The organism is Marinomonas ostreistagni (assembly GCF_016461785.1).
Lineage (GTDB): Bacteria > Pseudomonadota > Gammaproteobacteria > Pseudomonadales > Marinomonadaceae > Marinomonas > Marinomonas ostreistagni_A.
In genome coordinates this window covers 327041-339475 of record NZ_JAEMUH010000001.1, presented here as the reverse complement: position 1 = coordinate 339475, position 12435 = coordinate 327041, and the positions used below count along the sequence as shown (strand labels likewise).

At 43.9% G+C, this 12435-nt stretch carries 13 protein-coding genes; 3 read left to right on the top strand and 10 right to left on the bottom strand.

What is annotated here, in order from left to right; genetic code table 11:
- Nucleotides 1-213: 213 nt before the first annotated feature.
- The 5 genes from pssA to JHD44_RS01665 are packed head-to-tail and all read right to left on the bottom strand — an operon-like array spanning nt 214 to nt 5018.
- Nucleotides 214-1005 carry a CDP-diacylglycerol--serine O-phosphatidyltransferase gene (pssA, locus tag JHD44_RS01685; RefSeq protein WP_418903724.1) on the bottom strand — a complete coding sequence of 264 codons (792 nt, stop codon included), beginning with the start codon at nt 1003-1005 and terminating at the stop codon, nt 214-216.
- A gap of 16 nt (nt 1006-1021) precedes the next feature.
- Nucleotides 1022-2308, bottom strand: a complete 1287-nt coding sequence (hemL, locus tag JHD44_RS01680) for a glutamate-1-semialdehyde 2,1-aminomutase (RefSeq protein WP_199460433.1) — start codon at nt 2306-2308, stop codon at nt 1022-1024.
- Between the two features lie 24 nt (nt 2309-2332).
- Complete coding sequence (gene hemJ / locus JHD44_RS01675) at nt 2333-2755, bottom strand: protoporphyrinogen oxidase HemJ (protein WP_199460431.1); 423 nt, start codon at nt 2753-2755, stop codon at nt 2333-2335.
- Nucleotides 2756-2757: 2 nt separating this feature from the next.
- Complete coding sequence (locus JHD44_RS01670) at nt 2758-4536, bottom strand: chloride channel protein (protein ID WP_233401563.1); 1779 nt, start codon at nt 4534-4536, stop codon at nt 2758-2760.
- Between the two features lie 50 nt (nt 4537-4586).
- Nucleotides 4587-5018 (bottom strand): Lrp/AsnC family transcriptional regulator, encoded by a 432-nt coding sequence (locus JHD44_RS01665; protein WP_133562833.1) that lies wholly within the window; start codon nt 5016-5018, stop codon nt 4587-4589.
- A 146-nt stretch (nt 5019-5164) separates the two neighbouring features.
- Here JHD44_RS01665 and yjeH point away from each other — a divergent pair, with 146 nt between their 5' ends.
- Both yjeH and luxS read left to right on the top strand, forming a co-directional pair.
- Nucleotides 5165-6439, top strand: a complete 1275-nt coding sequence (gene yjeH / locus JHD44_RS01660; protein ID WP_199460429.1) for an L-methionine/branched-chain amino acid transporter — start codon at nt 5165-5167, stop codon at nt 6437-6439.
- Between the two features lie 56 nt (nt 6440-6495).
- The gene (gene luxS, locus JHD44_RS01655; protein ID WP_199460428.1) at nt 6496-7008 is read left to right on the top strand and encodes an S-ribosylhomocysteine lyase; all 513 of its coding nucleotides are present in this window, start codon (nt 6496-6498) and stop codon (nt 7006-7008) included.
- A gap of 71 nt (nt 7009-7079) precedes the next feature.
- Here luxS and JHD44_RS01650 read toward each other — a convergent pair whose 3' ends face one another.
- A complete protein-coding gene (locus JHD44_RS01650) occupies nt 7080-7712 on the bottom strand; it encodes a LysE family translocator (RefSeq protein ID WP_199460426.1) in 633 nt (210 codons plus the stop codon).
- A 171-nt stretch (nt 7713-7883) separates the two neighbouring features.
- Between JHD44_RS01650 and JHD44_RS01645 the strand changes: the two genes are divergently transcribed.
- Nucleotides 7884-8768 carry a DMT family transporter gene (locus JHD44_RS01645; protein WP_199460424.1) on the top strand — a complete coding sequence of 295 codons (885 nt, stop codon included), beginning with the start codon at nt 7884-7886 and terminating at the stop codon, nt 8766-8768.
- Here the strand turns inward: JHD44_RS01645 and JHD44_RS19025 are convergent.
- The 4 genes from JHD44_RS19025 to JHD44_RS01625 form a co-directional block, all read right to left on the bottom strand.
- A complete protein-coding gene (locus JHD44_RS19025) occupies nt 8749-9207 on the bottom strand; it encodes an Lrp/AsnC family transcriptional regulator (RefSeq protein WP_199460422.1) in 459 nt (152 codons plus the stop codon). The two genes, JHD44_RS01645 and JHD44_RS19025, sit on opposite strands and share 20 nt — an antisense overlap.
- Nucleotides 9208-9333: 126 nt before the next feature.
- Nucleotides 9334-9837: a hypothetical protein gene (locus JHD44_RS01635; protein ID WP_199460420.1), complete on the bottom strand. Its 504-nt coding sequence runs from the start codon at nt 9835-9837 to the stop codon at nt 9334-9336.
- Between the two features lie 247 nt (nt 9838-10084).
- Nucleotides 10085-10576, bottom strand: a complete 492-nt coding sequence (ilvN, locus tag JHD44_RS01630) for an acetolactate synthase small subunit (RefSeq protein WP_199460417.1) — start codon at nt 10574-10576, stop codon at nt 10085-10087.
- Nucleotide 10577: 1 nt separating this feature from the next.
- Complete coding sequence (locus tag JHD44_RS01625; RefSeq protein ID WP_199460415.1) at nt 10578-12296, bottom strand: acetolactate synthase 3 large subunit; 1719 nt, start codon at nt 12294-12296, stop codon at nt 10578-10580.
- Nucleotides 12297-12435: the final 139 nt, after the last annotated feature.

Sequence of the window (12435 nt, the reverse complement as noted above, 5' to 3'; positions counted from 1 at the left end):
TGCAAGCTCTTTTTTAATTAATTTTAAAAAAGTTCCGTTTATTGCGAGAAAAACACAAAATTGATTGTTTATCACTCAAAAACAGCCATTTATCGATCAAGAAACAATCAAAGCAGCTATAAAGCAAGTAACCAGCCCCTAAACCTATGACTCTAAAAACAAAAAGCCCGCTACTTGTATAAGTAGCGGGCTTTAAATACGTGATCAATTTCGTTAGCGTAGTTGTTTAATAAAAATCCCGAGCAGCCCCCATAAACCATAGGCACAGAAGACGCCAGCAAGAACAAGTGCAGGCTCAAGAGCAATCAAAACCAATACCAATACGGCAATAAGCAGAACAACAAAAGGAACACGCCCTTTGATATTGAGGTCTTTAAAGCTTCGGTACTTAACATTGCTCACCATAAGCAATCCAGTTACAGGAACTAACAAAGCCATCACGCTTGCCACTTGATCACCTGATACACCTGAACTTTCACAAGCCCAAATGAAACCAGCAACAATGCCCGCAGCCGAAGGGCTTGGTAACCCTGTAAAGTAACGTTTATCTTGACTACCAATCATAGTGTTAAAACGCGCCAATCTTAGGGCTGCACCAACGGCATAAATAAATGCAGCAATCCAACCTACTTTACCTAGCGGAGCTAATGCCCAAGTAAATGCAACGAGTGCCGGCGCAATACCAAATGACACCATATCAGCAAGTGAATCATACTCAGCACCAAAGGCACTTTGAGTACGAGTCAAACGAGCCACTCGTCCATCCAGACCATCCAAAACCATAGAAATAAAGATGGCCACAGACGCTTGAGTGAAATTGCCGTTCATAGCAGCAATAATTGAATAGAAACCTGAAAATAAAGCGGCCGTAGTAAATAAGTTTGGCAGTAAGTAAACGCCTCGGTGCGGCTGTTTCTTAGTCGTTTCTGAGTTTTCACTACCTTCAACTTGTTCCGAACGCAGTTCTGTTTCAGTTTCTTCTGCAGGCATATTGTCTTCTTTCATAATTAAAGACCCTTACCTATACGAGTTTAGCTAATGCACGTTTGGCAGCGGCTATCGTATATTCAATGTCTGCTGCTGTGTGCGCTTGAGATGTAAAGCCAGCTTCAAATGCAGAGGGCGCTAAATACACACCTTCTTCAAGAAGGTGATGAAAAAACACCTTAAACTTCTCAGTATCACATTTTTGCACATCCGCAAATGTGGTCACTTTCTCTTGCTCAGTAAAAAACAATCCAAACATTCCACCACCGGCACATACCGTAACAAGAGGAACATTAAGCTCGTCTGCAGCAGCTTGAATCCCCTCCATCAACGCAACGGTTTTTGCTTCTAATGTTTTGTGGAACTCTGGTTCACTGATTTTATTCAAAACAGCAAGACCGGCCACCATTGCAACGGGATTACCTGATAATGTACCCGCTTGATAAACAGGGCCAAGCGGCGCAATGTATTCCATGATTTCACGTTTACCACCAAAAGCACCTACAGGCATACCTGCGCCAATCACTTTACCCAAAGTTGTTAGATCAGGTTTGATATTGAATCGTTCTTGAGCACCACCTAATGCAACACGAAAGCCCGTCATAACCTCATCAAAAATAAGCACTGCTCCAGACTGATCACACACTTCACGAAGTGCTTCAAGGAACCCCTCTACAGGTGGAATACAGTTCATATTTCCAGCTACGGGCTCGACAATAATACAAGCGATCTGTTCACCCATTTCAGCGAAGCATGATTTCACTTCTTCAATATCATTAAACTGCAGAGTAATCGTATGTTGCGCAAGATCTGCAGGCACACCAGGAGAGTTAGGTACGCCAAGTGTCAAAGCACCGGAGCCAGCTTTTACTAATAAGGAGTCAGAATGGCCATGGTAACAGCCCTCAAACTTTACAATTTTATCTCGTCCAGTGTACCCACGAGCTAGACGAATAGCACTCATAGTCGCTTCGGTACCTGAGTTCACCATTCGTACCATATCCATCGATGGTACAAGCTCGCATACCTTATCAGCCATAGTGATTTCTACTTCTGTAGGTGCACCAAAGCTCAAGCCAAAGTCTAACTGCTTACGCACTGCATTCATGACATCAGGATGCGAATGACCGAGGATCATTGGCCCCCAAGAACCCACATAGTCGATGTAGCGCTTTCCATCCTCATCATATACATAAGCACCTTCTCCTTTTTGGAAAAAAACTGGCGATCCACCTACACCGTTAAAAGCTCGAACCGGTGAGTTCACACCACCAGGAATGTGTTTTTGGGCACGTGAATATAATTCTTCTGAACGACTCATATTTGGATCCATAAATTCGATAAATTAAAACGGTCTTACAACGACGAGAATACACACGCCGATGAGAATTAGAACGGGAAACTCATTAAACCAACGATAAAACTTGTGACTGCGTGTATTTTGGTCATTAGCAAATTTTCTTAACAAGCGACCACATGCGTGGTGGTAGCCTAGCAACAAAGCAACGAGCAGCATTTTGGCATGGAACCAGCCTGAACTAAAATAGTACTCAGTGTTATAAGAAACCACCCAAAACCCTAAAACAACAGTCGCGATAGCCGATGGCGTCATAATGCCACGATATAGCTTACGTTCCATGATTTTAAAGCGCTCAATACTTTCCCTATCTTTTGCGTCAGCATGGTAGACAAATAATCGCGGCAAATAAAACAGTGCAGCAAACCAACATACCACTGCAATAATATGAAATGCTTTAACCCAAAGCATGATTACCCCTTTAATAACATTTGATCGAGCTGTTGCGATGTTACCAACCATAGCTCTTGTTGCTGAGAGAAGCTGACCAAAACCTGATGCTGCTCATTTTGATGTAGCCAACTTAATAGCTCGGCTAGAGAAAGCGATGAATCCAGCACGTGAACCTTATAACTTGGTGCGGCATCCAATACAGACATTGCAATACGTTCTTGATCTTTAACCAACCATGGTTGCGGACCCGCATCTAACGTCTTTAACGCCTCTATTAATGAAGAAACAGATACAACATAGTAGTACCCACCTCTATCAATAACAACATAGTCTACCATACTCGACGCTAAATCTCGGACTCGCTCAAAATGCAGCAATTCAGGAAAGATGTCGACTTTAGCTGCCACACTTCTAACATCATGCTGGCGCAATACCCTTTGAACTGGACTCCACTCAGACACCATACCTAATGAGTGCATCCGCTCTACAAAGATAGAATCCTGCTTAAACACTAAACGAACGGTGATACAGGACAAGACAATGACGAAGATAGCAGGAGGAATAGCGACAGAGGTATGAGTCATCTCCACCATTGCAACGATAGCTGTTAGCGGTGCTTGAAAAACCGTCCCCATCATCGCAGCCATTCCTAGTAATACAAATAACCCCAGCTCTTCTGACATCGGAATAGACGTATCAAACCAAAAGGCAATTTGCGCCCCTAACAGCCCACCAATAACAAAGGTAGGCCCAATCATGCCACCAGGGATGCCTAAACCAATCGATATAGATGTTAACAAGACTTTGGCCACAATCAGGCCAAATAAAGAAACCGCAAGTACTTCGCCAGTGAGAAGAAGGTCTAGCGTGTCATAACCACTGCCTAATACCTGAGGGTAGAATAGGCCTATCACCCCAGTTAACACACCAACGGTTAAAAACCTCCCCCACACAGGAATGTAAGCAACGCCCCACAAAATACGCTGAACCTGATAAAAAAGGCCCGCAGCTAAAATAACACCGATCGACAGCACAGCATAAGCCGCCATCATCTCCAAATCGTATAGGGGCATGAAAACAGCCTGCAACTCAAAGATTTCAATGCGTCCCAATAACCATTGGCTAATGGCCGTTGCTACGATAGCCGACAATAAAACAGGCAATACTAAACGCAACCGATATTCGTGGAAGATCACCTCATAAGCAAACAAAACACCTGCTAGAGGGGTCTGAAAAGCAGCCGCAATAGCACCTGCCACACCACAGGCAACCAAGGTATCCACACCGATGTAAGACAATCGAAAATGCTGTGCAAGACGGCTACCAAAGGTCGCGCCAATGTGAACAGCAGGTCCCTCTTTGCCAATTGAAAGACCGCCAAAGAGACCAATAAATGCACCAAAGAATTGCACAAATGCGTTCAACCAACGCAAGTTTCCTTGATGATAATTTAATCGCTCCACGACGTAAGGAATCCCAACTTTCAAACCTCTCTCTGGTACCAAATACCAAAACACCGTCAAAACAAGACATGCTGCAACTGGAAGGATAAAACGAAAATTTGGCGATAACTCTTCATAGTTTTCACTATGGGATGGCAACACAGCAGATGACAACCAATACAGAAGCTCAATCATGCCCGTCATTGTTAGGCTACTTAAGACTCCGCATCCAATAGCCAGCATAGATAACAACAGTAAATCGTCCGTTGCGATATCTCGATTACGCCAACGTGCGATGAAATCTAAGCCTTTCAGAACAGCACTCTCCCTGACATATAGATGATTGTGTTTACGCAAATGCTAAATCAAGTAGACACGAACCAATTAAGCAAATCACTACTAGTGTACTACAAACGATCCAGTCGTGTGGCTAAACACATATGAGTCATCACTTTATCGATATTTGGCCAACTGTCCATTTCCAATCGTATCTCATGTAAACGTTTCATAGATGGCACCTGAACAAGAATCATCAGATCAATATCGCCGCTAATAGAATGCGCTAGCTTAACTTCGGGAATTTTATCTATGTATGGCTGTACTTGTTCGCAAGATAAAGGCCTAAACGTCAAGGCTAAGTAAGCAGAAATAAGATCTTGGTCCATTTTTGACACATGAGCGTGGTAGCCAGTAATCATGCCACCTTCCTCTAATCGCTTTATACGCTCAGAAACAGCGGAGCGAGAAAGGTTCACCTGGCGGCTAATATCCGATACAGACAAACGAGCATCTTGCACCAGCAATGCCAGCACCTTTTCGTCATAGCGATCTAGAGTCATCTAACAACCTTATTGTTATCACCGTCACTTTGCTGGCAAAACCGACACATTGTCATCAAATAGGCGCAAAGTGACTCAAGCATTCTTATTGCGCTCATTTTATCCTGTACAACATAAATTCAAAGCACTTTCATTAGGAATGAAGCATGCAGTACCAGCGCACTCTAGGCCCTATACAAGGCATCGCAATGACCGTGACCACATTCGTCGGTACCGGATTAATGATTTTACCGGCGATGTCCGTTGCACAAGCAGGAAGCTTTGCATTTTATGCTTGGCTTGTAACGGCCTTAATCATAGTCCCCGTAGCATTTGTATTCTCCTTTTTAGGGAGCCGCTTTCCTTCAGCAGGAGGTGCTTCCCACTATATTGGCAAGGTACTTGGGCAAAAAGCAGAAAGAGCCGTTGGTTGGCTATTCTTAAGCATCTTGCTAGTTGGCCCAGCTGTTGCGATTAAAGTGGCTGCCGCATACCTTGCAATCGTACTAGATGTTTCCGAAAGCAGCCTTTTCCTATTAAGTAGTATCACTTTGATAGGAATGCTGTTGTTCTCCATAGCTGGCATGAAAAACTCGGCTAACTTTCAAACGGGAGTGGTCATCTGTCTTATTGGTACAGTGTTAGGGCTTTTTATATTAAGCGATGTATCCATCAGCAACCTAACAGTCCAGCAACCTACGAATTGGGGAGAATGGGAAAGTACCTTGCTCGCAACTGGGACGATCTTTTGGTGCTTCCTCGGTATCGAGGTCATGGCTCACATGGGTTCAGAGTTTAAAAACCCAAGCCGAGACTTTCCAATTGCGCTACTGGGCGGAATTGCATTAGTTGTACTGCTCTACTTAGCCACCGTGCTAATGATTGCTCACTATCAAGTCTACGGTGATGAGCTGACCAACAGTCAATCCCTTGCTCTGTTAGTCGGCGCCTTACTCGGTGAAGACGCTCGCAGATGGTTTGCCTTAGGCGCCTATGTTATTGCGTTTTCTAATGTTGGGGCTTACATCTTGGGCTTTGCAAGGATGGTTCAATCTATGGCCAGTCAACAGGCACTGCCAAGCTACTTTGCTTCCCTATCAAAGCAAGGTACACCAATACGAGCAGTTACCTTTGTTGGAGTGATGTGTTTACTATCCTTGCTATACATTGAGCTCTTCACTGCTCAAATGGAATGGCTCATAGAAATGACCAACGGCGCATTTTTACTGATCTACTTACTGACCTGCGCAACTGCGGTGAAATCACTTGGCCAAAAGCACCTTTGGCTCTCTGCTCTAGCAACGATTAGTTGCCTGATCATGGCATTGTTTGTAGGACAAAATATGTGGTTTGCTGGTTTTGTCTTCGTTCTTGCATTGCTATGGGAACATGTAAAAACTCGCAATCCCCCCATGATGGAAGACAAAATTCATGTACAATAGCAGACATAAATAATCACCTCGCCCACTGCTTGGCGAGAGCATAGGAGAGAATTCAAATGCCACTATTAGACAGCTTTCGCGTAGATCACACTCGTATGTATGCGCCTGCCGTGCGTGTTGCAAAAACTATGGAAACCCCAAAGGGTGACACCATCACGGTATTTGATTTGCGTTTTTGCATTCCGAATGAAGAAATCCTTTCTGAGAAAGGCATTCATACTCTAGAACATCTGTTTGCAGGCTTTATGCGTGACCACTTAAACGGTGACAGCGTTGAAATTATCGACATTTCGCCAATGGGTTGCCGAACTGGCTTTTACATGAGCCTTATCGGAACGCCAAGTGAAGAAACCGTTGCTCAGAGCTGGAAAGCTGCTATGGAAGATGTGCTGAACGTGGCTGCAAAGGAAGATATCCCTGAGCTAAACGAATATCAGTGTGGCACTTACACTATGCACTCTTTAGAAGAAGCTAAGCAAATTGCGAAAAATATTCTAAGTCGTGACGTGAAAGTAAACAGCAACCAAGAACTGTACTTATCTGAAGAGTTTCTTGCAGAGCACTCTTAATGAATCTGCCTTGATACCAAAGAGGGAGCCAATGGCTCCCTCTTTTCGTTTTAACTGCTTTAGCCTTGCTTCTACACTCTAGAAGCCGTTGCCAGAAAAGCACTGGCTAGAACAAATATCCCGCCCATCCCTCGATTTAAATTAATCATCCCTTTAGGGCTACGAATCAGTCTACGCAGCTGACGCCCACCCAATGCATAGAAAAATGCCGCAATAAACTCTGTTGCCATGAACGTTACCCCCATGATTAGAAACTGTGTCGTAACTGGCTCAGAAAGATCTAACATCTGCGGGAAAATAGCTGTAAAAATCAAGATCGCTTTCGGATTACTGATCGCTACCATAAACTCTTGGCGCATACGACTCACATGGGTGCTAGGCACCACTACCCCTCCTTCTTCCATGTCAGATAGACTGTTGGACGCATTCACCCACGCTTTAACACCAATGTAAAACAGATAAATCACACCTAACCACTTCACGACATTAAACCAAAATACCGATGAAACAATGACCGCACCCAGCCCTAATGCCGATATGAGCATCAGTAGACCAAAAGCAATATTTCGCCCCACAACCGCCACCACAGCAGAACCCGCACCGACACGAATACCGTTATACATTGCCGTAAAGTTATTGGGGCCTGGCCCAAAAGAAAGTAGTAATAAAATAGGAGCTACCGCTAGCCAAACTTCAAGTGCCATCTATTGTTTCTTTTACCTCTCACATTAACGCTTTCGTTTTGAAAGCAAATATTATTTAAAAACTTATAAAAACAAGGAATGAGCTTTGCTTTCGAAGGTTTCACGCTGTTTCGAATGCCTCGCACCACCTTAAAATGGACGGCAACTCTACTCATAAAAGACGAGGTTGTCATGTCTATTTCGCACTTATTTTTATGGCTTACCGCTTGTATTTGGGGATTTGCATTTGTTGCACAAAGTACTGCAATGGATGTCATTGGCCCGCACACTTTTAATGCTGTTCGCTTCTTTCTCGCCACCCTTTCCTTAATACCCCTCTTGTTTATCTTTAAGGTAAAAGAGCCCTATTCGAAGCCAGCTCTTTTTAAAGGGAGCGCGGCTGCAGGCACTTTGTTGTTCTTTGGCTTTACGTTTCAACAAACCGGCCTACTCTACACCACTGCGGGCAACGCTGGTTTCATTACTAGTATGTATATTGTGATGGTGCCACTAGTGGGACTACTATTTAAACATGCGGTAGATCGTCTCACCTGGGGAGGCTTAGCCATAGCTCTGGTTGGCTTTTATATTCTCACTATCGGACCAAACCTTAGTATTAACAAAGGGGATGCACTTGAGTTTGCTGGCACATTATTTTGGACAGGACACGTATTATTAATAAGTTACTTATCTCGCTCTCTTCCCGCTTTGCCATTGTCGATTATGCAATTTGCTGTTGCCACCGTTTGGGCAACGCTAACCGCCTTTAGCTTTGAAACTCCAACGTTGAATTCGATCGAACTGGCTTGGTGGCCACTTGTTTATGCTGGGGTTGCTTCTTCAGGGATTGCGTTTACATTGCAAACACTAGGACAACGTAACGTCAGCCCTAGTAGCACCGCTTTGATATTATCAATGGAAGCCGTCTTTGCAGTACTAGGTGGATGGCTATTAATGGGAGAAGTGTTGAGTGATCGCGCTCTGTTTGGCTGTGCTCTGATCTTTTCTGGAATGATTGTGAGTCAGTGGCCACGCAAAACCGCTACACTGGAACCTATTAAGGAAGCGAACTTGTAACCTTTTCAATATTGAGCGGCATTTCACGATCAACTGGTTGTGACATAATCATCATAGTCTTGGTGTCGCTCAAATCAATCAGCCTCTCTAACAAGACATCCAAACAAGACATAGATGATACTGCAACACGCAAGATAAACGCAGATGGACCAGTGATGTTATAACAATCCACCACTTCATCAAGGCTCAGCACCAACTCTTTGAATGCTCTTTCTTTCGTACGATACACCTCGCATTCCACCAGAGCGGTAATTGGAATCCCTACTTTTTCAAGATTGATGGTTGCTCGATAACCTGAGATTGCCCCCTGCTCTTCAAGCTTTTTAATGCGTTCAGCGACAGCCGGAGCGGATAAGTGAACTAATTTAGCAAGCTCTGAATAACTCAAGCGAGCGTTCTTTTCTAAAGCCCTCAACAATTTCCAATTAATCTTATCCACTTCTCAGCCTATATTCTTTAAAACTCCATGCACGTTAGCATGTAAAAGTATTTCTAAAAAGCGCTACTCTTAAATACAAAATGGCCACCGTCAAGGTGGCCATTCTAAATCACCAACAATTATTGTTTATGACTCATTAATACCCAACTTATCTTTTAGTGCTGCGACAGAATCCTGATAGGTATCAGTAATTTCTTCCATTGTCTCATCATAGGTATCTTCAGCGGCGGCTAAAGCTTTATCTGTTTCCGCCTTATCTTTAGCGTCTTCATAAACGTCTTTTGCATTGTCGACCTGCTCTTCGAACTCATCGTGCAGATCAGCCATTCCCTCTTGGAAGTCTTCTTTAATTTCCTCCCAGTTTTCATCCGTATCATTGGACGTTACATGTTTATCAATAAAGCACTCTGTTTTCGCTGCTGCCAACTCTGCTTGTGTCGTAAAGATCTCACTCCAATCATCTTGCGCTTTCGCTATCTCAACGGCGGCTTCGTTCCCTGCAACTCGAGCACAAGCAAGGTCGTCTGCGTAGACTGAAGTCCCAACTAAAGTGGTTGCGGCAATCGCCGTCGCAAGAGCGCCTTTTTTAATCACTGTTTTTGTATTTTTAAATGCTGTTGAAGTGTTCATAGTATCGTCCTGTTTCAATGAATGTGTCATTTCATTGTGGCTACTTTCAGATAAAAATAAACCAAGAAACAGGCAGTTACGCTTTTACTCCTAGTAAGAACAGATTATTCGTTAAAATGCCCATTCACTCAACAATTGTCAGAACAGTGCCAAGAGTCATCATAAAAAAACATATTAAAAGACAAATATGCAGGCACAAAAAAACGCGCTAGAAAGCGCGTTTTTTCAAAGAATAAACAGCCATCCCTTACAGAGAGAGCGTTTTCTCGCCTCGTGCCACACCAGATACACCTGTACGAACCACTTCAAGAATGTGCATACCACCTAGTGCTTGAAGAAAGCCATCCAGCTTGTCTGACTCACCAACAATCTGCATCGTGTAGATAGAAGGCGTCATATCAATGATATTGCCTCGAAAAATATCAACTGTACGCTTAACTTCAGCACGTTGAGCACCAGAAGCTCTCACTTTGACCAACATCAATTCACGCTCGATGTGCTGACCTTCTGTTAAGTCTACTAACTTAACTACATCAATCAGTTTATTAAGCTGTTTGGTAATCTGCTCAACTACTTGGTCAGAACCAAATGTTGTTAACGTCAATCGAGACAATGTCGGGTCATCTGTTGGCGCCACGTTCAATGATTCAATGTTGAAGTTACGCTGTGAAAACAGGCCAACAACACGCGACAAAGCCCCCGGTTCGTTTTCCATTAAAACTGAGATAATGTGTCGCATATTAAGTTCGCTCCGTTTTGCTTAGGAACATATCACGCATAGAGCCACGTGGTACTTGCATTGGGTATACGTGTTCCTCAGGGTCTACATAACAGTTGATGAATACAAGCTGATCTTTCATCGCGAACGCTTCTTCCATCTTCGAATCTAGCTCATCTTTAGTACGAATCTCTACATACTTGTGACGGTAAGCGTCCATTAGAGTCTTGAATTCAGGCAATGAGTCTAGGTAAGAGTTTGAATGACGGCCTTCGTAGTTCATGTCTTGCCATTGGCGAACCATGCCCAGGTAACCATTATTCAAACAAAGAATCTTCACTGGTAAACCGTATTGTAGACAAGTCGATAGCTCCTGAATGTTCATCTGGATACTACCTTCACCTGTTACACACACTACAGTCTCTTCAGGGAAGTTCATCTTAACACCCATAGCTGCAGGCAAACCGAAGCCCATAGTGCCTAGACCACCAGAGTTAATCCAGCGGTATGGCTTAGCAAACTTGTAGTACTGTGCTGTGAACATTTGGTGCTGACCAACGTCTGATGCGACAAATGCATCACCGTTCGTTGCGCGCCAGCAAGCTTCTACCGCTGCTTGTGGCTTGATCTTGTCACTAGATGTGTCATAACGACCACCGTGAACTTGACGCCATTCATTAATCTGTTTCCACCAATTCTTGATAGAGTCCTGATTAGAGCGAGCTGGTGCATCGTCGATCAGTGACAGCATTTCTTCTAAAACTTGGATCACAGGACCTACAATTGGCACGTCCGCACGGATAGTCTTAGAAATCGACGCAGGATCAATGTCCACATGAATTATTTTTGCACTTGGACAGAACTTATCAGGGTCATTCGTTACACGATCATCAAAACGTGCGCCAATCGCCAATATCAAATCACTATGATGCATCGCTTGGTTAGCTTCATAGGATCCGTGCATTCCAAGCATACCAACAAATTGGTCGTCCGTTGCAGGATAACCACCTAGCCCCATCAGCGTATTGGTAACAGGGTACTCAAGCTGCTGTGCTAATTTGGTCAATAATTCAGAACCACCACCCATAATTACACCACCACCGGCGTAGATCATTGGTCGCTTAGCGGCTAATAATAGGTCAACCGCTTTCTTAATTTGCCCACTATGACCTTTTGCTGGCGGAGTGTAAGAACGAAGCGATACAGACTCAGGATAGTTGTATTCAAACTTCTCATTCGGCATGGTCATATCTTTGGGAATGTCAACAACCACAGGACCAGGACGACCTGAACTCGCAATGTAGAAAGCTTTCTTCAATACGCCAGGAATTTCAGACGGGTGCTTAACACTGAAGCTATGCTTTACGATTGGACGAGAAACACCAATCATGTCTGTCTCTTGGAACGCATCTTCACCAATCAAGTAGCTCATTACCTGACCACAGATGACCACCATAGGGATGGAGTCCATGAATGCTGTCGCAATACCTGTCACAGTATTGGTTGCGCCAGGACCAGAGGTAACTAGTACGACCCCAGGTTTGCCTGTCGCACGAGCGTAACCGTCAGCCATGTGTGTCGCAGCTTGCTCGTGACGGACAAGAACATGCTTGACATCAGATTGGCGATGCAGTGCATCATAAATGTGCAGGGCTGCACCACCTGGATAGCCATATATGTATTCTACTCCCTCATCTTTGAGGAAGCGGGCGATCATTTCACCACCGGATAATAACTCCACCTTGTTAACCTCTATAGTGTTCATCAATCTGCTATTTTGGTGCGGCTATTGTAACCGCATACCAAGCTCAGATAAAAGTTGATAAAACGAAGTTTGCAAAACAAATGAGATGCCTGAAATCAAGGAACACTCAAACGCA